The sequence below is a fragment of the Nocardia colli genome (genome assembly GCF_008704205.1).
In the GTDB taxonomy this organism is placed as follows: domain Bacteria; phylum Actinomycetota; class Actinomycetes; order Mycobacteriales; family Mycobacteriaceae; genus Nocardia; species Nocardia colli.
Genome location: NZ_VXLC01000021.1, coordinates 188,288 through 209,338, shown reverse-complemented (window position 1 = coordinate 209,338; position 21,051 = coordinate 188,288). Strand labels below are relative to the sequence as shown.

General features: G+C 67.1%; 22 protein-coding genes. 14 read left to right on the top strand and 8 right to left on the bottom strand.

Features of this window, described 5'->3' with window-relative positions; translation table 11 throughout:
- The first annotated feature begins 195 nt into the window (after positions 1–195).
- Together F3087_RS34845 and F3087_RS34840 are read left to right on the top strand one after the other, a co-directional pair.
- Entirely contained in the window at positions 196–369 is a 174-nt protein-coding gene (locus F3087_RS34845) for a CsbD family protein (protein ID WP_150406367.1), read from the top strand.
- Between the two features lie 161 nt (positions 370–530).
- Positions 531–1,214, top strand: a complete 684-nt coding sequence (locus F3087_RS34840; RefSeq protein WP_150406366.1) for a hypothetical protein — start codon at positions 531–533, stop codon at positions 1,212–1,214.
- Positions 1,215–1,220: 6 nt separating this feature from the next.
- On the opposite strand, the gene F3087_RS34835 is transcribed toward F3087_RS34840, so the two are convergent.
- Positions 1,221–1,640, bottom strand: a complete 420-nt coding sequence (locus F3087_RS34835) for a MarR family winged helix-turn-helix transcriptional regulator (protein WP_150406365.1) — start codon at positions 1,638–1,640, stop codon at positions 1,221–1,223.
- Positions 1,630–3,006, bottom strand: a complete 1,377-nt coding sequence (locus tag F3087_RS34830; RefSeq protein ID WP_396897599.1) for an MFS transporter — start codon at positions 3,004–3,006, stop codon at positions 1,630–1,632. Before F3087_RS34830 ends, F3087_RS34835 begins: the two co-directional genes overlap by 11 nt.
- Positions 3,007–3,147: 141 nt before the next feature.
- Between F3087_RS34830 and F3087_RS34825 the strand changes: the two genes are divergently transcribed.
- The gene (locus F3087_RS34825) at positions 3,148–4,416 is read left to right on the top strand and encodes a vWA domain-containing protein (protein WP_150406364.1); all 1,269 of its coding nucleotides are present in this window, start codon (positions 3,148–3,150) and stop codon (positions 4,414–4,416) included.
- 13 nt (positions 4,417–4,429) lie between these two features.
- Here the strand turns inward: F3087_RS34825 and F3087_RS34820 are convergent, their stop codons facing one another.
- A complete protein-coding gene (locus F3087_RS34820) occupies positions 4,430–4,948 on the bottom strand; it encodes a PadR family transcriptional regulator (protein WP_150406363.1) in 519 nt (172 codons plus the stop codon).
- A gap of 105 nt (positions 4,949–5,053) precedes the next feature.
- On the opposite strand from F3087_RS34820, the gene F3087_RS34815 reads away from it, so the two are divergent.
- Both F3087_RS34815 and F3087_RS34810 read left to right on the top strand, forming a co-directional pair.
- On the top strand, positions 5,054–5,608 hold the full coding sequence (locus F3087_RS34815) for a DUF3159 domain-containing protein (protein ID WP_150406362.1): 555 nt from the start codon (positions 5,054–5,056) through the stop codon (positions 5,606–5,608).
- Positions 5,609–5,626: 18 nt separating this feature from the next.
- Positions 5,627–6,931: a carotenoid oxygenase family protein gene (locus F3087_RS34810; protein WP_150406361.1), complete on the top strand. Its 1,305-nt coding sequence runs from the start codon at positions 5,627–5,629 to the stop codon at positions 6,929–6,931.
- Between the two features lie 73 nt (positions 6,932–7,004).
- Here the strand turns inward: F3087_RS34810 and F3087_RS34805 are convergent, their stop codons facing one another.
- Entirely contained in the window at positions 7,005–7,283 is a 279-nt protein-coding gene (locus tag F3087_RS34805; RefSeq protein ID WP_150406360.1) for a hypothetical protein, read from the bottom strand.
- 385 nt (positions 7,284–7,668) lie between these two features.
- Between F3087_RS34805 and F3087_RS34800 the strand changes: the two genes are divergently transcribed.
- Together F3087_RS34800 and F3087_RS34795 are read left to right on the top strand one after the other, a co-directional pair.
- The gene (locus F3087_RS34800; RefSeq protein WP_150406359.1) at positions 7,669–7,962 is read left to right on the top strand and encodes a hypothetical protein; all 294 of its coding nucleotides are present in this window, start codon (positions 7,669–7,671) and stop codon (positions 7,960–7,962) included.
- An 82-nt stretch (positions 7,963–8,044) separates the two neighbouring features.
- Positions 8,045–9,460, top strand: coding sequence for a DUF1254 domain-containing protein (locus tag F3087_RS34795; protein ID WP_150406358.1), 1,416 nt, complete (start codon positions 8,045–8,047; stop codon positions 9,458–9,460).
- Between the two features lie 2 nt (positions 9,461–9,462).
- Here F3087_RS34795 and F3087_RS34790 read toward each other — a convergent pair whose 3' ends face one another.
- Positions 9,463–9,903, bottom strand: coding sequence for a globin domain-containing protein (locus F3087_RS34790; RefSeq protein ID WP_150406357.1), 441 nt, complete (start codon positions 9,901–9,903; stop codon positions 9,463–9,465).
- A gap of 94 nt (positions 9,904–9,997) precedes the next feature.
- Here F3087_RS34790 and F3087_RS46895 point away from each other — a divergent pair, with 94 nt between their 5' ends.
- The 4 genes from F3087_RS46895 to F3087_RS34775 all read left to right on the top strand — a co-directional run bounded on the left by F3087_RS46895 (position 9,998) and on the right by F3087_RS34775 (position 13,170).
- Positions 9,998–10,690, top strand: a complete 693-nt coding sequence (locus F3087_RS46895; RefSeq protein WP_223885571.1) for an epoxide hydrolase family protein — start codon at positions 9,998–10,000, stop codon at positions 10,688–10,690.
- Positions 10,691–10,844: 154 nt separating this feature from the next.
- The gene (locus F3087_RS46890; RefSeq protein ID WP_223885570.1) at positions 10,845–11,018 is read left to right on the top strand and encodes a hypothetical protein; all 174 of its coding nucleotides are present in this window, start codon (positions 10,845–10,847) and stop codon (positions 11,016–11,018) included.
- A 188-nt stretch (positions 11,019–11,206) separates the two neighbouring features.
- The gene (locus tag F3087_RS34780) at positions 11,207–12,436 is read left to right on the top strand and encodes a cytochrome P450 (protein ID WP_150406421.1); all 1,230 of its coding nucleotides are present in this window, start codon (positions 11,207–11,209) and stop codon (positions 12,434–12,436) included.
- Between the two features lie 8 nt (positions 12,437–12,444).
- Positions 12,445–13,170, top strand: a complete 726-nt coding sequence (locus F3087_RS34775; RefSeq protein ID WP_150406356.1) for a TetR/AcrR family transcriptional regulator — start codon at positions 12,445–12,447, stop codon at positions 13,168–13,170.
- A 7-nt stretch (positions 13,171–13,177) separates the two neighbouring features.
- Here F3087_RS34775 and F3087_RS34770 read toward each other — a convergent pair whose 3' ends face one another.
- Positions 13,178–14,959, bottom strand: coding sequence for a TerD family protein (locus F3087_RS34770; RefSeq protein WP_150406355.1), 1,782 nt, complete (start codon positions 14,957–14,959; stop codon positions 13,178–13,180).
- A gap of 94 nt (positions 14,960–15,053) precedes the next feature.
- Entirely contained in the window at positions 15,054–17,294 is a 2,241-nt protein-coding gene (gene pabB, locus F3087_RS34765; protein WP_150406354.1) for an aminodeoxychorismate synthase component I, read from the bottom strand.
- 89 nt (positions 17,295–17,383) lie between these two features.
- Between pabB and F3087_RS34760 the strand changes: the two genes are divergently transcribed.
- The 3 genes from F3087_RS34760 (at position 17,384) to F3087_RS34750 (ending at position 20,319) form a co-directional block, all read left to right on the top strand.
- The gene (locus F3087_RS34760; RefSeq protein ID WP_378717398.1) at positions 17,384–18,439 is read left to right on the top strand and encodes a phosphotransferase family protein; all 1,056 of its coding nucleotides are present in this window, start codon (positions 17,384–17,386) and stop codon (positions 18,437–18,439) included.
- A 72-nt stretch (positions 18,440–18,511) separates the two neighbouring features.
- Positions 18,512–19,042, top strand: coding sequence for a DinB family protein (locus tag F3087_RS34755; protein ID WP_150406352.1), 531 nt, complete (start codon positions 18,512–18,514; stop codon positions 19,040–19,042).
- Between the two features lie 146 nt (positions 19,043–19,188).
- Positions 19,189–20,319 (top strand): NDMA-dependent alcohol dehydrogenase, encoded by a 1,131-nt coding sequence (locus F3087_RS34750; protein WP_150406351.1) that lies wholly within the window; start codon positions 19,189–19,191, stop codon positions 20,317–20,319.
- Between the two features lie 31 nt (positions 20,320–20,350).
- On the opposite strand, the gene F3087_RS34745 is transcribed toward F3087_RS34750, so the two are convergent.
- Entirely contained in the window at positions 20,351–20,998 is a 648-nt protein-coding gene (locus F3087_RS34745; RefSeq protein WP_150406350.1) for a peroxiredoxin-like family protein, read from the bottom strand.
- Between the last annotated feature and the right edge of the window lie 53 nt (positions 20,999–21,051).

The window sequence follows — 21,051 nt, the reverse complement described above, 5'->3', positions numbered from 1 at the left end:
GGCCACACGGTTGGACTCGAGGGATTTTCACCTCGAACTCCACGCCGTATCCCCAGCTCGGAGGGCTGCGTGCGGAATGCCGGCGGTACCGGAACTGACCCGCGGGTGTTTGCGACGGCGCGAGCCGGTTATCCGGCACTCGACTGGCCCGAAAAAGGCAGGTCGGTCGAACCCGATTCGGAAGGGGTTAGACAAGTGAGCACAGCTGACAAGGCCAAGAACAAGGCTGAGGATCTCGCCGGCCAGGCGAAGGAGAAGTTCGGTGACGCCACCGACGACCAGGGCCTGAAGAACGAGGGCAAGGCCGACCAGGTCAAGTCCAACCTCAAGGATGCAGGCGAGAAGATCAAGGATGCCTTCCGCAACTGACCGATAGTTCGGTCGACTGCTGTCGAGCGGGTGTGCGCCCTACCGGGCGCCACCCGCTCGTCCATGTCCGGGGGCGTGCGTAAAAAACGTCGCGAGTTCGCCGAGTCCGGCGATAGGGTGCTGTGGTCTATCGCGTTGATCAGCGACTCGGGAGGATCGGAATGATCGCGGCACGGATGGTGGCAGTCGTTGCGTCGGTGTTCGTCAGTGCGGGATTGCTCGGGGGAGTGGGGCCGGCCGCGGCCGGACCGGCGGCGTGTGCGGCGGGAAATCCGTTGCAGCCCACCGCGGAACTGTTCGCCACCGACAACACCGCGACCATCACCGACCCGCAGGATGAGCGACTGCGTAACCGGCTGGACGGGTTCGAACTGTCCGTCGACGCAATCGCGGTGCAGCACATCGGATTACCCGTCGGCTCGACGTTGGTCAGCGGCGTGTTCTGGTCGGACGAGCGGCAGCAGGCGACCTATGAGCGGTCCCGCGAGTTCCATCTCGCCTGTGTCGACAGCGCCGAGCTCCGGCAGATCGCCGACCAGGTACGTACCCGGTATCAGCAGGAATCGGTGCTGACCTTCCAGCGGCTCGCCGCGAATTCGCCTGGGGTGGATGCCTTTACGGTCACCGTCGCCGGGGTCGACGTGCAGCGGTTCCGGGACTCGCTGGTCGCCGATCCGGTGGCTCGCGAACGGCTCGTCGGCGGTTCGGTCACCGAGGCCGGCACGTTGATTCTCGTGGCCGATGTCGCCGATATGGTGTTGGCGCAACACTTCGTCGCGGGTCTCGGCGGTACCTGGGATGCGGCCGGTGTTCAGTACGGTGATCGCGAATTCGTCAGCGCCTGAATGTTTTCAGTGCTCGATCCGGCTGAGGATGTCGCGTAGCGCGCGCAGTTCGTCGGCGGACAACGCGGTGACCGATTCCGGCGCGGGATCCGGGGTCGCCAGCGCCTTGGCGAGCACCGCGCGACCCGCATCGGTGATGGACACCAGCTTTTGCCGCCGGTTGGTGGGATCGATCTCCCGGACGACGTAACCCTGTTCCTCGAGATCGTTCACCGCGACCGTGGCCGCCGGGGCGTCCATGGCCGCGGCGTGCGCCAGCTGTTTGACCGTCATCGGCCCGGTCCGCAGCCGGCGCAGCACCCGGATCCGGCTGAACGACACCCCGGCCCGCTCGCTCGCGGCCCGCCGCCACGGGTCGCGCGAATACATCACGATGCGGGTGAGCAGGGCCCACACCTCGTCGGGGGTGGGATTGTCATGCGGCATGAACGGGCACTTTCTGTTCCAGTAGCGGGGCGACGCGGTCACTGGACCGCTTGGCCCACGGCGTGTTCGCGACTACGCCGAGTATGGCGACGCCCGCGGTGAACACCGCGATCACCCACCACAGTCCCGCGCCGGCCAGCGCGCCGCACAGCGCGACACCGATGCTGACACCGACCTGGCGGCTGGTCGAGGCCACCGCCGACGCGGCGCCCGCCCGATCCAGCGGCATCCCGCTGACCGCGGTGGTGGTGATCGGCGCGTTCACCGCGCCGAATCCGATCCCGAAGAGCGCGAACATGATCACCAGTGCCCACACCGGGGTATGCGCGTCGAGTGTGGTGAGCAGGACGGCGGCCAGCGTCATCATCATGCCCGCGCCGATCAGCGACGGCTTGGTCCCGACCCGGCCGACCAGGCGACCGGACAGCGGCGAGACGATCACCACGGCGACGGCCATCGCCAGATACAGCAGACCCGTGTGCACCGCCGTGTAGTGCCGCACGTTCTGCAGATACAGCGAGCAGCTGAACAGGAACGCGCCGAGCGCGGCGAAGGAGAAGATGGCGATCACCGTCGCCGAGGCGAACGGCACGCTGCGGAAGAACCGCAGATCGATGAAGGGATCCACACGGCGCGACTCGTAGTAGACGAACGCGGCCAGCGCGAGCGCCGAGACCACGAAGATCAGCGGCATCCGTTCGATCAGCCCGAACACCGTGGTGAACAGGAACACCACCGCGAGCACCTGCCCGATCGGGTCGATGCCGCGGAACGTCGCCGACTTCGACTCCGGCACGAACAGCACGGTGAACACCAGCGCGATCAGGCAGATCGGCAGGTTGATCCAGAACACCGACGGCCAGCCGAGCGCATCGATCAGCACGCCGCCGACCGTCGGCCCGAGAGCCATCGAGATGCCGACCACCGCACCCCAGACACCGATCGCGCGGGCGCGTTCCATCCGTCCGGTGAACACCGTGGTGATGATCGACATCGCCACCGGATTGAGCATCGAGCCGCCGATCGCCTGCAAGAACCGGGCGCCGATCAAGATCTCGATGGACGGCGCGAGGCTGCACAGCAGCGACCCGATCGCGAAGGTGACCAGCCCGATCCGGAACACCCGCCGCCGCCCGAACCGGTCCGCGGTGGCCCCCGCCAGCATCAACAGGCTGGCCAGCGTGAGCGTGTAGACGTCGACGATCCACTGCAACCGGGACAGCGGCGCGTCCAGATCGGTCTGGATCGCGGGTATCGCCACATTCACGATCGTCGAGTCCATCGAGACGATCAGCAGGCTGAGGCAACAGGTGGCCAGCACGAGCGTTTTACGCCGCGCGGTCATCTCCGGAACGGTTGTAATCACACAACTATTGTGTAGTTACAACTGTTCCGAACGCAAGGGCTGTGACCTGAGTCGCACGACCGGCTGGCGGCCGGATCCCTCGGCGCTCGGGTAGGGACTGCCCTAACCTGTACGTTCGTAGGTCCGGAATAGGGAGTCGCGGTGGGTGCTGCACTGGTCAAAGGGCAGAACGGGGCGCTGGCGCAGCCGCGGGTGGTGGTGTCGGTGCGCAGCGCGGCGGCGGTCGATGTGTCGGCGTTGCTGGTGACCGCGGCGGGCACGGTGCGCTCGGATGCCGACTTCGTGTTCTTCAATCAGCCCGAGGCTCCCGGGGTTGTGCTGCGGTCTGGGGTGCTGGAGGTTTCGTTCGCTGAAGTGCCGACGGAGATCGCGCAGTTGCGGGCGGTGGTCACGTTGGATGATCCGGGCGTTACGTTCGGCCGGTTCGCCGCGCCGGTGGCTACGGTGGCCGATGCGTCCGGAAATGCGTTGTACGAGTACCGGATCGAGGGTCTCGGCAGTGAGTCCGTGGTGATTGCACTCGAGTTGTACCGGCGGGGTGCCGAGTGGAAAGTGCGGGCGGTGGGGCAGGGATACGCCGGCGGATTCGCCGATCTGGTCACCGATCATGGTGTGCGCGTGGACGATACGCCCGAAACTGCGGCACCGCAGCCTGTCTCGATGCCGTCCGGATCGGATCTCCAGGTGCGCACCGTCCCCGGCGAGGCCGCGCTCTCGTTCGAGAAGCGGGAGAAACTGGACTTGCGCAAGCGCGCCGTCGCCAAGGTGCTGATCAGCAAGGACGCCTTCGGAATTCGTGCCCGCGTGGTGCTGGTGATCGACAAGACCGGCAGCATGCTCAAGCAGTATCGCAACCAGGTGGTGCATCGCGTGGTGCAGCGGATGGTCCCGGTGGCAACCCAATTGGACGACAACGGCGCACTCGAGGCGTACCTCTATGCCCTCTCGTTCGCCAAGCTGCCCGACATCACCGTGGAGCGCAGCGACGAATGGGCGCAGACCTTTCTGCATCTCAGTGGCACCCACGCGGGCATCGACTACACCCGAATCGGCGGCCGCAACGACGAATTGCCGATCATGCGCGACATCATGGCGTCGCTGCGCCCCGGCGACGGTCCGACGCTGATCCTGTTCTTCACCGATGGCGGCTTCGCGAACAAGCGCGAGATCGCCGCGCTCATGCGCGAGGCCTCGCACCTGCCCGCCTTCTGGCAGTTCATCGGACTCGGCCGGGCCAATTACGGCCTGCTGCGCTCGCTCGACGAGATGACCGACCGAATCGTCGACAACGCGGGCTTTTTCGCACTCGACGACATCGATCGGGTCGACGACGGCGAGCTGTACGCCCGCCTGCTCGGGGAATTCCCGGACTGGCTGCGAGCCGCCAAGGCCGCAGGCATCCTGCGCTGAGCCGCAACGGATTTCAGTCCTCGGGGAGCTGCTCCATCGCCCACCTGGCCCACTCTTCGTTCATCGCGTAGAAGCGTTCGCCCCACTCCATCGCGATGCGGCCGTACCGGGAGAAGTCGTTGTCGTCCCAGTCGATGGTCTCTTTGAGTGCGAGTAGTTCCTTGTGCCCCTTGCCGGATGTGTTCGCGATGCCGTCCAGATAGTCGGCGGCCTGCGCCTGCGACACCACGCCGAGGAAGAAGACGCGCAGCAGCGTCTCGTTGCGGATCACCCGTTTCGGCCTGGTGTCGGTGAGCCAGTGTCGCAGCTCCGTGAGGCCGGCCTCGGTGATCGTGTATTCCTTACGGCCGCGCGGGCCTTCGTCGGACACGGCGATCAGGTCGGCCTCGGCGAGCTTGCCCAGCTCGGTATAGATCTGGCTCTGTGTCGCGGACCAGACATTGGCCAGCGAGAACTTGAACCGCTGCAGCAGGTCGTATCCGCTGGCCGGGCGGTCGGCCAGCAGTCCGAGCATGGCGTACCGGAGACTCATGCCCCTCACTCTACATTCCACTATTGACAGGTCGAACTCGGAGACTCTAGTTTTGACATGTCACAACTGGAACGTCGCGGTAACGCGAGTCGAGGAGCTTCGGACATGTCGTACCTGCGCACTTTCGCCCCCTGGATCGTCTACGCGATCATTCCGGCCGCGCATTGGCAGTGGGCCGCGTTGATCGCGCTGCTGCTGTCGGTGGTCGAGGTGACCCGTCAACTCCGGGCCGGCCGTACCCTCGACGCCCTGATGATCGACCTCGGATCGCTGGTCTTCTTCGCGGCGCTGACCGTGCTCGCCTTCGCCGATCCGAACACCGCCCTGCATCCCTACAGCCCCGCGTTGTCCTCGGGTGTGCTCGCCCTGATCGCGCTCTTCTCGCTGGCCGTGCGTAAGCCGTTCACCCTCGGTATCGCGAAACAGTCCGCCCCGAAAGAGCTTTGGGACAATCCGGTGTTCATCCGGACCGCCTACGTGCTCACCTCGGTCTGGGCCGCGAGCTTCACCATCGGCTGCGTCGTGCTGACCGTGCTCGCGCACGCCGACTCGACCCTGCGGACCATCGCGCAGGTCCTGGCCTTCGTGATCCCGGTGGTCTTCACCATCCGCTACGTCGCCTACATCCAGTCCAAGGCGCCGGCCGGCGCCGAAGCCTGACCAGATCGGTTGTCTCCCATGACCACTTCAGCCCCCTATCTCGCCGGCAACTTCGCCCCCGTCACCGAGGAACTGACCGCGCACGACCTCCCGGTCACCGGCCAGATCCCGCCCGAGCTCACCGGCTGGTACCTGCGCAACGGCCCCAACCCGCACGCCGCGGCCGCCCGGCACTGGTTCGCCGGCGACGGCATGGTGCACGGGGTGCGGATCGAGAACGGCCGCGCGGTCTCCTACCGCAATCGCTGGGTCCGCACCTCGACCTTCACCGACGGGGCCCGCAGTTACGGCGAAACCGGCGAGCGGACCTTCACCGCCGGCGTCGCCAACACCCACGTCATCCGGCACGCGGGACGCACCCTGGCGTTGGTCGAAACGTCCTACCCCTACGAATTGACCCGCGAGCTGGACACCGTCGGCCCTTACGATTTCGACGGCAAGCTGCGCACCGCGATGACCGCGCACCCCAAGACCTGCCCGGTCACCGGCGAACTGCACTTCTTCGGCTACGAGGTGGTCGGCGAGCCCTTCCTGACCTACCACCGCGCCGACGCCGACGGCAACCTGCTGCTCAGCCGTCCCATCGATGTGCCGGCCGCGACGATGCAGCACGACTTCAACCTGACCGCCGAGCATGTCGTATTCATGGATCTGCCGGTCGTTTTCGACCTGGCCAGCGCGGCCGCCGGCGACGGCATGCCGTTCCGCTGGAGCGACGACTACCAGGCCCGACTCGGCGTGCTGCGGCGTGACGACCCGTTCGGCGAGGTCCGCTGGTTCCCGATCGACCCCTGCTACGTCTTCCACTCGCTCAACGCCTATGACGAACCGGGCAAGATCGTGCTGTACGTGATGCGCTACCCGGAGTTGTGGCGCGGAACGTCGGACGGCTTCGACAAGTCGACCCTGTGGCGCTGGACCATCGATCTCACCGCCGGCACCGTCACCGAGGATCAGCTGGACGATCGCAACGCCGAGTTCCCGCGGGTGGACGATCGCCTGGTCGGCCTGAATTCCCGTTTCGGACATGCCGCGGTGTCCGGCGATTCCGGTGCCCTTATCCGCTATGACCTGCATACGGGCGGTCAGACCGCGCACGAGTTCGGCCCCGGCAAGATCCCCGGCGAGGCTGCTTTCGCCCCTGCCGACCAGAACCCGGGCGGCCCCGGCTATCTCATGACCTACGTCTACAACGCGGAGACCGACCGCAGCGATCTGACCATCCTGAATGCCGACGACGTGGCCGCCGAATCGGTCGCCACGATCCACCTTCCACGCCGTGTCCCGTTCGGGTTCCACGGAAGTTGGCTCGCGGACCGGTAGTTCGACGCACGGCCGCGGCGGTCAGCTACCGCTGCGGCCGTTTCGCGCGCGTTGACCAGCGAATTCGGGTAGGTCAGCCGATGACGGCGTTCATGATGGTGCCCGCGCTGGTGGCGACGACACCGCCGATCATGGCTCCCGCCACCATCTTCGGGGAGTCGAGTCCGCCGCCGGTCCACTTCTCCCACGCGAACTTGCCGCCCGCGTAGATGATGGCGGTGATGCCCGCCAAGAGGACGAACCAGGTGAAGTAGCGGACCAGTTGGAGGAACTTGTCCGAGATCGGCGGAGCCTCGGGGCTGGGGTTGCCGATCTGAGCAAGCAGTGTGTCGTGCACGGCGAGCAGGATCATCGTGGTCAGCTCATTCTGGATTCGGGACAGGGCAAGATTCGCTGACTGCGATGGTATCGGTTTGTTCGCTGCAATGCAGTCGGGTCGGTGCAGCGCAGTGAAGTTCGGTGTCGCTGTGCCCTTGCCGGGGTTGCCATCCGTCGGGATGATGGGTGGGGCGGGGTGCTCGATGACCCGGTCGCCGCGCGCCGCCGGTCCGTCGGCGGGTGTCGCTTACTACCGCTTGGGGGCGATTGCGCAGGAGCCGTGTGGTTATGCACACGGCGGTCACGCGGCAGTCCGCGTGCCAGTATCCTCATCCAAGATCGAATTCATCGGTGGTTGAACAACTTTCGCGTGGCAGCTCGGCGGCGGTGAAGTTGTAGTGAAGCGTAGGGAGCAGACGGTGAGCATCATTTTGACGTCGATCGGGGACAGCTTCACGACGTTGGCGCAGGTGAGCAACCCGACCCCGGAAGCGCCGCCGTTGTCGGACAAGCTGTTACAGATGGTCCGCTACCTCACCTGGTTCGCGCTGCTCTCGGGAATCCTCGCGATCATCTTCGCCGGCGGCAAGTTCGCCTGGGAGAAGTGGCAGGGTGGCGCGCTGCAATCGCCGAAGATGATCGCCGGAGCCATGATCGGCGGCGTCATCGCGACCAGCGCGGGCACCATCATGAACGCCGTACTGGGCACCTGAGCCGTACGCGGCAAACGTTTGGCTATACTCCTGCGCGGATCTCTCGCAATGTCCGATCGGATCGGAAGCAGGAGAAAGACCTATGAGCGAGACCGACGGCGGAGTGTCGCGCCGGACCATGTTCGGCTTGGCGGCAACCGCGGCGGCGTCCGCGCTCGGGTTGACGGCGTGCGGCGATGCCGACGAGACATCGGCCTCGCCCACCACCGCGGCGCTCAGCAGCACCGAGTCGATCGCCAAGGACGCCTACATCTTCGGCTTTCCGCTGGTGCTGATGGACGTCACCAGGGCGGCCGCCGAGGCGAGCGCCCCGGCCAATCGGTTCCAGCACGCCGCGGCGCTGCCGACGCCCGCGCGCCGGGATGTGGTGCGGCTCAACCTGGATACGCTGTATTCGTCCGCGTGGCTCGATCTGCGCGCCGAGCCGATGGTGTTGCAGGTACCGGCCATGGACGGCGGACGGTACTGGTTGATGCAGCTGCTCGACGCGTGGTCGAACACCGTGCACAACCCGAGCAGCGTTCGGCCGCAAGCGAAGTCGGGCGCTCCGTTCACCTACGCGATCGTCGGGCCCGGCTGGTCCGGCACGCTGCCCGAGGATGTCACCGCGTTGCCTATGCCGACGCCGACGGTGTGGCTGCTCGGCCGGATCCAGGTAAACGGCGCGGACGACCTGCCCGCGGTGCACGCGCTCCAGCGGCAGTTGCAGCTGGTACCGCTGAGCGACTGGACCGCGGGTCGACCGGTGTCGCCTACTCCACCTGCGCCGCAAGCTGATTCGACGCCACCGGCCAAGCAGGTCGCCGACCTGGACGCGCGGGCCTTCTTCGACCGGATGTCCGCGCTGCTGACGATCAACCCGCCCGCCCCCGACGACGCGGCCGCGATGAAACGTTTCGCCACGATCGGCCTGACGCCGGGCGGCAAGCTCGCCGGGCTCTCCGATCGCGAGCTCGGCTCCGCGGTCAGCACTGCGCGGCAACAGATTCCGGTCTACCTCGATCCGAAGTCGGTGAACGAGAACGGCTGGACCTTCGATCCCGCCATCGGCGCCTACGGCACCAACTATCTGCAACGGGCCGGCGTCGCGTGGAAAGGGTTGGGCGCCAACCTGCCTCAGGACGCGATCTATCCGACGTTGTTCGCGACGGCAGGCGCCAACGGCAGCACCGGGAGGTTCCGGCTGCACTTCCCGGCGGGGCAGTTGCCGCCGGTCGACGCCTTCTGGTCACTGACCGCCTACGACGCCGACAGCTATCTGATGCCCAACCCGGCGGGGATCTATGCGATCGGCCATCAAGTGCCGGTGGTGCCCAACCCCGACGGATCCGTCGATCTCGCGGTCCAGCACGCCGACCCCGGTCCGGCCGTGCCGCCGGGCAATTGGCTGCCCATCCCGGAGTCCGGACAGTTCTCCCTCACCATGCGGCTGTACGCACCGAAAGACGAAGCGATCCAGGGACGTTGGCAACCACCGCCGCTGACGCCGGTGTCCTGAGGTCAGTCGCCCGCCCACGTCCAGTGCGGCACTTCACGGATCGGATGTAGTTCCGCGTCAGTTGTCGCGTGCGAGTTCTGCTGGGCTACTTTCGCTCCGAACGCGACGTGTTCGAAAACCGCCTGGCGGAAGTCCGGGTTCTCGAAAAGTCCGGCCTCCTCGAAACTTTCCAGGTACGCCGCGACGAAGCGTTCCCGTTGTTCGTCGGTGATGGCCAGGCCGCGGTGCACCGCGATGAGGTGATCGAAACCCAGCTCACGGCTGAATTGCTCAGGTCCGCCGAATGATTCGGAGGTGAACCAGGTGAGATGGTCGACATGATCCGGCCGCCGCTCGGTGAACAGGGTCTTCAGCACCGGGTCGGCGAGCGCCTTGTCATAGAACGCCGCCTCGACGCGATGCAGCACCTCGGCGCCGCCGACGTGCTCGTACATACTGGGCATGGAACCTCCCGAACAGGTGCGGGTACTCCACACCATTACATGCCCATCTTTCGGCGAAGGAGCGCGATTCCGGACGACTCGGGTTTCGCTCGGGGTGGAATTCCACATCGACATCCCGCAGGCCGAACTCGATGACCTGCACGCGCGACTGGCGAACACCCGCTGGCCCACAGAGCTGCCCGAGGTCGGCTGGAGCCGTGGCGTTCCGGTCGACTACCTGAAGGGGCTCGCCGACTACTGGCGGTCCGGATTCGATTGGCGGGCACAGGAATCCCGGCTCAACGCACACCCGCAGTTCGTCACCGATGTGGACGGCCAGAACATCCACTTCCTGCACGTGCGCTCGCCCGAACCGGACGCGACACCGCTGCTGCTTCTGCACGGCTGGCCGGGCGGAGTCGCCGACTTCCTCGACGTGATCGGCCCGCTGTCGGACCCGGGTGCACACGGCGGCGATCCGGACGACGCTTTCCACCTGGTGATTCCGTCGCTGCCCGGCTTCGGCTTCTCGGTTCCGCTGGCCGGACCGGGCATGAGCGCGGCGAAAATGGCTAGGGCACTGAGTCAAGTGATGGCCAGGCTCGGGTACGACCGATACGGAGTGCACGGGTACGACACCGGGGCGTGGGTCGCGCCGCAGGTGGGCAAGCAGGACACGGAGCGGGTCGTCGGCGTGCACGTCAACGGGCTGCTTACCTTCCCGATGGGGATCGAAGGGGAGATGGACGGTCTGCCCGAGGACAGCATCGATCGCGATCGGATACTGCTCGAGGTGTCGCTGTACTGACTGACCGGGACCGCGGGTTCGGCGGCGCAGATCTACTACGAGGAGATCTCGGCGAACGACTGGAGTTCGGCCGAGGAAGCAACTGAGCAAATCCGAAGGCAACTGGGGTGTCGAAGCGGCGGATGGCAACCCCGACTGGGCGACGCGCTCGACTGTGCCGACCGGTGTGCTGGTCTCCGCCCATGACGTGCCCATCCGCCGCTGGGCCGAACGCGATCACCACATCGTGCACTGGACTGAACTCGGTCGCGGCGGGCATTTCCTATCGATGGAAGATCCGCAGGCGGTAGTCGACGACCTGCGCGTATTCTTCGGCAAACTCGGGTGAGCCGGGCACCCGCGCGCCCAGCCGGACGGGGCTGGGCACGCGGACGTCCATCGAGCGGAATCAAGTAAACGGGTTTTACTAAACACTGTTCACCGACCCCGGTTCTGTGGTTCCATCGTTTCTGGAACGTGTTCCACACAATGTTGTGAGGTCTGCAGTCCAGACCGGTAGGAGATAGCCCCGTGACCGTGACCACGCCCGCGATTCCCGCAGGATTCGACTTCACCGACCCCGACGTGCTCGCCAGCCGACTGCCCGTGCAGGAGTTCGCCGAGCTGCGCCGCACCGCCCCCGTCTGGTGGTGCGCCCAATCCGGCCGGGCCAGCGGCTTCGACGACGGCGGCTACTGGGTCGTGTCCAAGCTCGACCACATCAAAGAGATCTCCAAGCACCCGGAGCTGTTCTCCTCGCACGAGAACGGGTCGATCATCCGGTTCAACGAGGAGGTCACCCCGGAGCAGATCGGCATGCTCAGCGACATGCTGCTGATCAACCTCGATCCGCCCAAGCACACCAAGGTCCGCCGGATCATCTCCAAGGGCTTCACCCCGCGCGCGATCGAGAGCCTGCGCGCCGCGCTCACCGAGCGGGCGGCAAAGATCGTGCACGAGGCGAAGAAGAACGGCAGCGGCGACTTCGTCGAGCAGGTCGCCTGCGAACTGCCGTTGCAGGCGATCGCCGAGCTGATCGGCATCCCGCAGGAGGATCGCAAGAAGATCTTCGACTGGTCCAACCAGATGATCTCCTACGACGATCCGGAATTCGAGGGCGATCACCAGGTGGCCACCGCCGAGGTGATGGGCTACGCCTGGAACATGGCCGAGGACCGGCGCAAGTGCCCGGCCGACGACATCGTCACCCAGCTGGTCAACGCCGACATCGACGGCGAGGGCCTGGCCTCCGACGAATTCGCCTTCTTCGTCATCCTGCTCTCGGTGGCCGGCAACGAGACCACCCGCAACTCGATCACCCACGGCATGAAGGCCTTCGTGGACAACCCCGAGCAGTGGGAGCTGTACAAGGAGCAGCGCCCGCGCACCGCGCCCGACGAGATCGTCCGCTGGGCCACCCCGGTGAATGCCTTCCAGCGCACCGCGACCCAGGACCTCGAGCTCGGCGGCCAGCAGATCAAGAAGGGCCAGCGGATCGGGCTGTTCTACGGCTCGGCCAACTTCGACGAGGAAGCGTTCCAGGATCCGTTCAGCTTCGACGTGCTGCGCAACCCCAACCCGCACGTCGGCTTCGGCGGCACCGGCACGCACTACTGCGTCGGCGCGAACCTGGCCCGGTTGCAGATCGATCTGATGTTCAACGCCATCGCCGACGCCATGCCGAACCTGCGCCAGGTCGCCGAACCGGTGCGGTTGCGTTCCGGCTGGTTGAACGGCATCAAGCGGTGGGATGTCGAATACGCTTGAATCACAGGATGAGTAACCCCAAACCCCGGGGCCGCTCGCCGATCGTGACCGACGCTGAGATCCGGCGGGTGGCCAGGACGCTGCTAGTCGACCATGGACAAGCAGCCGTGAGCCTGCGCGCGATCGCGCGCGAGCTCGGCATCACCGCACCCGCGCTGTACCGCTATTACGGGTCGCTGGACGACCTGTTGGAACGGCTGCGCCTGGAGTTCTGTGCCGACCTCGCCGACGAGTTGTCCGCCGAGATCGCGACGCTGCCGGACGACGGCGTGGTCCAGTTCTTCGCCATCTGCAAGGGCTTTCGCCGCTGGGCGCTGGCGCACACCAGGGAATTCACCCTGGTGTTCGCCTCGCCCGGCGGCGGCGAGGCCCGCGCGCTGCGCCGATTCGACGAACCCTTCGGCCGGATCTTCCTCGCCGCCGCGGGCCGGCTGCTGGCCAACTACGACATCGTCACCCCGCCCACCGACGTCATCCCGCCGGAGCTGCGCGAAGACCTCGTGCACTTCCAGACCGAGCTGCTCGCGGCGCTGTCGGAGACCGGGCAGAAGTTCCCGGCGGAGAAGCTCGATCTGGGGGTGATGTACCTGATGATCCAGATGTGGGCGCGGTTGTACGGGCACGTCACGCTGGAGGTCTTCGGCAACTACCCGGTTCCGCTGTCGAACCCGGAGATCCTGTTCGACGCGATGCTGGTCGACCTCGGTCACACCGCGGGCCTGCTGATCGAGTAGACCCGGGTCAGATCCGCGCGCCCTTCGCGCGGTTGCACGCGCGGCACAGGATTTGCAGGTTCGTCGCGCTGGTCGCGCCGCCGCGGCTGAGCGGGATGATGTGGTCGAACTCCAGGTAGTGGCTGTCGCCGCATTCGACGCATTTGCCGCCGTCGCGTTGCCACACTTCGGCTTTCACCTCCTGCGGGATGCTGCGGGTGTCGAGCTGGCCCGGCGTGAGGATCAGCCGCTTGGCCACTCGAAGCGCGCCCTCCAGCGCGGCGGCGACGTAGTCCGGGTCGCTGACGGTGAAGCTGGCGCCGCCGCGCGCCGAGGTGGCCGCGAGCACCACCGTGTTCTGCTCGGTGTGCACGGAAACGACACGCGACCATGGCAATTCGGTGCCCGTGCCGTCGCCGACGAAGCGCAGCTTCTTGTTGCTGACGATCAACCGGCCCTCGGTGAGCCGCGGCCCGCGGGCCAGTTGCCGGACGTGTACCGCGGGCAGATCGAGGTGCACCTTCTCCTCGGGATCCAGATGCAGGCCCGGTGTCCGCACCACCGGTAGATCGCCGGCGCGCAGCCGGGACAGGGTGCGGCCGCGATGCATTCGCCGGCGCAGGTCTTCGATCAGCGGACCGTCCAGCGCCAGTTCGGCGACGGCGTGCTCGAAGGCGGCCAGCTCGGCCTGCTCGACCTCGCCGTCGGCGAAGGTGAACGTGACCAACCGCTCCACATAGCTGAGCGCCCCGTCGCGCAGCGCCGCCCGGCCCACGTTCTCGTCGATTCGCTGATACCGCAACGACGCCCACAGCGAGGCCCATTCGGGGCCGCGCGGCCCGTGCACGGTGAGCACCCGCCAGGCCTGGGTGTGCCAGTGGGTCAGGAACTCCTCGATCTCCAGCGCACACGACTCGCACGGGGCCAGACCGCCGAACAGCTTGCGGCGCCGGAGGTTTCCGCATCGGTCACAGTGCCGGTCGCGCGGCTGCTGCCGGTGGTGGGTGGCGCTGGTCCATTCGGTGCCGTCCCACCAGCGCAGGCGGGCCGGGTTCTCCGGGTCCGAATGCCAGTCGGCCAGCTCGGGATTCGGCGGTGGGGGCGGTGGCGGCACCGGGTCGGCGAGGCGGCGGCCGAGATCGATCGGTCGCTGGTGGGGGCGGTGGTCGATCAGATCTGTTTGCCGCAGCCGCGGATTCGTCACGGCGCTCTGGTCGATTGCACCGTCGTCGACGGGCAGGCGCTCCAGCGTCGGGGGTTGTGTCGGCCGCCCGCCGAACGGATTCGCCGGATGCTGCGCGCGCGGCTGCTCGTCGACGCTGACCCCGAATTCGGTGACCAGACCGGGCAATCCGGTGGACCACCCCTGCGCGATGGCCCGGAATCGCCACTGTCCGTCGCGCCGATAGAACTCACCGAACATCAGCGCGGTGACCGGATCGGCGTCCTCGATGGCGAACCCGGCCATCGGGCCGTGCGCATCGTGGATGGTGAGCGACAAGCCGGTGATATCGCCGAAGGTCCCGTCGTCGACCGAGCCGGTGATCACGATCCGGTCCACGTCCGCCTCGGTGCGCGGCAGCGACACGCTGAGCCGGGCGGTCCGCGGCGCGGGCTCCTGATCGAGGATCACCGCCTGGGAAACGTGGCGCGGGGCGTTGTAGAAGACCAGATCGCGATCCGTGCGCACCGTCCCGGACTCGCCCAGCAAGAGGGCATGCGCGTCCACCGTGTGGTCCGACCGCCACGAAACAACCACGGCAAGAAGGGATGTCGGTACCGCTGCGTTGGCGCCTTTGCTGAGTTTCATCGTGACCGAACTATGCCACGACCCACCGACACGCCGAATCCGCCGACCCCTCCACTCGGCGGGCCGTGCCGCATAACGGCCGGATTCGCCGGGGTCAGCGAGCGACGCGGTCCGTCGCCGCCCGCAATGTGGCGGCGGCCTTGAGCACCATCTCGTGGTACTCGTCCTCGGCGTCGGAGTCGAGCACGATCGCCCCGCCCGCGCCGATCCGCCAGCGCCCGGCGTAGCGCACGGCGGTGCGGATGACGATGTTGAGATCGGCGGTGCCGCCGAGCCCGAGGAAGCCGATGGTGCCCGAGTAGATGCCGCGCGCCTCGGTCTCCAGCTCGTCGATGATCTCCATGGTGCGCAACTTCGGCGCGCCGGTCATCGAGCCGCCGGGGAAACACGCACGCAGGCAGTCGATCACGCCGACGCCGGGGCGCAGCGTGCCGCGCACGGTGGACACCAGCTGGTGCATGGTCATGTACGACTCGATGGCCATCAGCTTCGGCACGTGCACGCTGCCGATCTCGCAGACCCGGCCGAGATCGTTGCGCAGCAGGTCGACGATCATCAGGTTCTCGGCCCTGGTCTTCGGGCTGTCGGCCAGTTCGCGGGCCAGCCGTTCGTCCTCGGCGGGCGTGCCGCCGCGCGCGGCGGTGCCCTTGATCGGCTTGCTCTCCACCGTGCGGCTCCGGTCGACCTTCAGGAAGCGTTCCGGTGAGGAGCAGGCGATTTCGAGGTCGTCGAAGCGCAGGAAGGCCGCGTAGGGGGCCGGGTTGCAGCGCCGCAGTGTGCGATAGAAGTCGAGGCCGCCGTCCTCGGCGGCGGGCACGGTCACGCTGTCGGTGAGGCAGATTTCGTAGGATTCCCCGGCCAGCAGCCGTTCCCGGCAGATCGCGATGTCGGCGAGATAGCGTTCCCGGCCGCGGGTCAGCAGCGGCTCGACCGCCTCGCCGTCCGACGGCATCTCCAGGGTCGGTGGATTCGCCCAGGTGGGAAGGGTTTCCAGGGTTTCGCCGGTGTCGCGCAGCCAGTCGGCGCCCGCGCGCAGCGAGTCCGCCGTCGAATCCGTCAGGGACAGTAGATGAGTGCGGCCGCCGACGTGATCGACCACCACGATCCGGTCGGCGAAGATCCATTGCGCGTCCGGGGTCGGCGCCCGATGGGCGGACGGCCCGCCGCAGTCGGCCTTCACCTCGTACCCCAGGTAGCCGACGTACCCGCCCGCGAAATCGAAAGGCAGATCGGGCAGTTCGAGCTGGCGCAGCCGTAACTCGGCGGCCAGATAATCCAGGATCCCGCCGGCGACGACGCGCCGATTCCCGTCCGACGATTCGACGGTCACCTCGCCCGTGCCGACCCGGTAACGCACCACCTCGGCCAGCGGTCCGCTCGCGTCACCCAGGAACGAGAACCGGTCCAGTCCCGGCTCGACGTGCTCGCTGTCGAGCCAGAAAGCGGTGGGGGAGTTGCCATACAGCCGCACGAACGCGCTCTCGGTATCGATCGCGCGGTCGAGCACCGCGTGCTGGAGCTGCCAATGCCGCGGCGCACCGCCGTAGCGATCCAGGATGTCGGGCCGGGCGGTACCGGTCAGCAGGTCGCTGCCCAGCGCGCCGAATTGCTCGACCAGGGCGGGGAACTGCTCGTGGGTCAACGTCGAGGTGGTGGATTGGGTTGCCGCGGAACGCGATTGCGCGACGGTGACGGGCCGCAGCCGCATGGTCACCGGATCCACTCGCTGCGTGGCGGTCTCCCGGACGGTCGCCCGGGCCCGGTGTGCCGCAGTGAGTTTCGCAAAGTTGCGCAGCAGCGCGGCGCCGCACTCGCTGGCGATCGACTCGGGGTGGAACTGCACGCCCCACTGTGGCCGGGTGCGATGCCGCACCCCCATGATCACGCCGTCGGCGGCCGTCGCGGTGACCTCCAGGCTGTCCGGCAGCGGCTGCTCGGCCGCGAGCGAGTGGTAGCGCACGGCGGTGAAGCCCTGGGGCAGGCCCGCGAACAGGTCCCGATCGTCGTGTTCGATCCGGTCCAGGTAGCCGTGCCGTGCGGCCGGCGCGACGGAAACGGTCCCGCCCGCGGCGACCACGATGCCCTGGTGCCCGAGGCACACGCCGAGCAGCGGCAGGGCCGTCTCGCGGATCACCGCGGCCGAGATGCCGGCATCGCGCGCGACGTCCGGCCGACCGGGTCCGGGGGAGATGACGATGTTGTCGAAGCGGGCCAATTCCAGCTCGCCGGCCTCGTCGTTGCGCACGACAGTCGGCTCGATGCCGTTCACCTCGCTGATCAGCTGATACAGGTTATAGGTGAACGAGTCGTAATTGTCGATCAACAACGTGCGCATGGTGCTCGAAACCCTACGCCGCCCAGGTTGGGCCCAACTGTTGTCCAGTGCCCTCAGTTCGGTTCGGCGGGTGGTGCACAATGTGGGACATGTCTGTTGCGCAACCAGTCGGCGTCGATCCGGCACTCGTCGATTTCGCCCTCGTCGGCAAGTGGATGGATGAGCAGGGCTTGCCCGCAGGGGAATTCGAGGACGTGACCGCCCTCGGCGGCGGGACGCAGAACGTCATGCTGCGCTTCGGTCGCGGCGGCGCGGACTACGTGCTGCGCCGCGGCCCGAAGCATCTGCGCGCCAAGAGCAACGACGTGATCCGCCGCGAGGCCCGCCTGCTCGCCGCGATCAACGGCACCGACGTGCGTGCGCCGCGGGTGATCGCGGCCTGCCCCGACGACTCGGTGATCGGCGCCGTCTTCTATCTGATGGAGCCGATCGACGGCTTCAACCCGGCCAACGAGCTGCCGGAGCTGCACGCGGGCGATCCGGCCGTGCGCAAGGCGATGGGCCTGTCCGCGGTCGAGGCCATCGCCCGGCTCGGCGCGCTCGATTATCAGGCCCTCGGCCTGGCCGACTACGGCAAGCCGGACGGCTTCCTGGAGCGGCAGGTCCCGCGCTGGCTCGGCGAGCTGGAGTCGTACTCGGCCAACGAGGGCTACCCCGGCCCGCAGATCCCCGGCGTCGAACGGACCGGCGAATGGCTGGACCGCAATCGGCCCGCGCAGTGGACGCCCGGCATCCTGCACGGCGACTGCCATCTCGCGAACATGATGTTCGCCTACGACGGCCCGCAGGTCGCGGCGATGGTCGACTGGGAGATGTCCACCATCGGCGATCCGCTGCTCGACCTCGGCTGGCAGATCGCGACCAGGCCGGAACCGGGCACCACCGGTGCGGCGCTGGTCGGCAAGCTCGGCGCCGCGGGCGGGCTGCCGACGCCGGAGGAGATGGTGGCGCACTACGGGCAGTTCTCCGATCGCGACCTCAGCGCCGTCCCCTGGTACACCGTGCTGGCCTGTTTCAAGCTCGGCATCGTGCTGGAGGGGACGCATGCACGCGCCTTCGCGGGCAAGGCGCCCAAGCAGGTCGGCGACTTCCTGCACGCGATCACGCTGGAGTTGTTCGAGCGCGCGCACCGACTGATGGAGTGATTTGTCGGAATGTTGCCGACAGTTGGCTGAATATCCGTGGCCGGTGATATCCAGCCAGGTTAGGTTTGCCGCATGCCGATCGTTCCTGATGTGAAGAACTGGACCTGGGTGCTCGAACGTGCCTGTGCCGATTGCGGTTTCGACCCCGCCGCGACCGGCTACGCGGATGTTCCGGTGCTGACCCGGGACACCGCGACGCGGTTCGCCGAGGTGCTCGCCCGGCCCGATGTCCGGGTCCGTCCGGACGACGCGACCTGGTCGCCGCTGGAGTACGGCGCGCACGTGCGCGACGTGTGCCGCCTCTTCGATCACCGCCTCGCGCAGATCCTGCGCGGCACGCCGGACGGCACGGTTCCGCGCTTCGCGAACTGGGATCAAGACGAGACGGCCGTGGCCGACCGCTACGACCGGCAGGACCCGGCGCGGGTCGCTACCGAACTCGCCGGCGCGGCCGAGACCATCGCGCGCGCCTTCGAGTCCGTCCCGCTCGATCGGCGCGGCCTGCGTGGCGAGCGCAGCGACGGCGCGGACTTCACCGTCGACTCGTTCGCGCTCTACTTCATCCACGATCTGGTCCACCACGTGCACGACGTGCGTGGCTGATATTCGCGCCCAAGACTAGAACGTGTTCCGAACCCTCGAGTGCCGATACCGCTCAATTTCCAACTCGGTACTAGAACGCGTTCCACTTTTGGCTTAGTGTGGGTGCAGTCACATATAAGCACGTGCATGCGAGAGGGTCGACAGGAATGAAGACGAAGGGCGCGATCCTGTGGGGGATCGACCAACCATGGTCGGTAGAAGAGATCGAGGTCGGCGATCCGGTCTCCGGCGAGGTGCAGATCCGGCTGGAAACGGCCGGCATGTGCCATTCGGATCATCACATCGTGACCGGCGCGACGCCGATGCCCGCGTTCCCGGTGATGGGCGGGCACGAGGGCGCGGGCGTGATCACCAAGCTCGGGCCGAACTGCCCCGCCGACCTGGCCGTGGGCGACCACGTCATCCTGTCGTTCATTCCCGCGTGCGGGCGCTGTCCGTCCTGCGTGAGCGGCAACATGGCGCTGTGCGACCTGGGCGCGGGCCTGCTGATGGGCCAGGCGATCAGCGACGGCACCTACCGGATCCAGGCGCGCGGGGAGAACGTCATCCCGATGTGCCTGCTTGGCACGTTCTCGCCGTACATGACGGTGCATCACACCTCGGTCGTGAAGATCGACCCGAGCATCCCGTTCGAGGTCGCCTGCCTGGTCGGCTGTGGCGTGCCCACCGGCTTCGGCTCGGCCACCCATGTCGCGCAGGTCGAGCCCGGTGAGACCGTGGTGATCGCGGGCATCGGCGGCGTCGGCATGAGCGCGCTGCAGGGCGCGGTGCTCTCCGGCGCGTCGAAAGTCGTTGCCATCGACCCGAATCCGTGGAAGCGCGAGCAGGCGCAGAAGTTCGGCGCCACGCACACCTACGAGAGCATGGCCGCGGCGATCATGCCGCTGCTGGAGGCGACCGAGGGCCGGATGGCCGAGAAGGTCATCCTCACCATGGGCGAAATGCACGGCGACTACGTCGAAGAGGGCCTGATCCTGACCGCCAAGGCGGGCACGCTCGTGGTCACCTCGATGGGCCGGATGGACGCCGGCGACGTCAAGATGAACAGCTTCCTGCTGTCCATGTTGCAGAAGACGGTGAAGGGCACCATCTTCGGCGGCGGCAACGCCCGCCAGGACGCCCCGAACCTGCTCCGCCTGTACAAGGCCGGTCAGCTCAACCTCGACGATATGGTGACCCGCACCTACGCGCTCGAGGAAATCAACCAGGGCTACCAGGACATGCTGGACGGCAAGAACATTCGCGGCATCATCAAGTACACCGAAGCCGACTGGTAACCGAGCGTGTTCGTGACCTGGCCCGGCCAGGTCACGAATGCAGTTCGGCCAGAATGTCTTTGGGGTGGGTGGGCGGCAGGCCCTCGATGCGGACATCGATGAAGCGCACTGAGCGCTGCTGGTCGAGGATGAGCGTCGTGGGATGGGGGAGCTCCCACTCGCCGTCGGAATTGCGACTGCCGACCGCGTAGCCGGCCAGCTCGATCGCGTCCATGGTCTTCGGGTCCGCGAAGTGGGCGATGCCGAGCGTGCGGGCGATCACGTTGCCCGCGTCGGTCAGCAGCGGGAAGGTCAAGTTGTTCAACACCCTGGTGTACTGCGATCCGTCGGGGAGTTGGGGACTGATCGCGACCAGATTCACGCCGCGCCGGGACAGTTCGGGCAGGAGTTCCCGCTCGTATCGGCGCAAGGATTCGGTGCAGCGCTGCGACCAGGCGCCGCGGTAGAAGATCAGCACAGCCGGGCCGTGCGCGACGATGTCGTCGAGCGTGACCCGCTGGCAGGCGTCATCGACCATGGCGAAGGCGGGCACGGTGTAGCCGAGCGGGACCGAGTTCTCCGTGACGATCACGGCACTGCGAATGTGCGTCTGGCTGAGCTCGGCGATCGCTTCGTCGATCTCGACCAGGCGGTCCCGGATCGGGGGCAGCCGGTCGTATCCATAGCGACCACTTGACATCAGAAATCCTCACCGCTGATCGACATCGAGACGTCGATCATGATGCCGCCTAC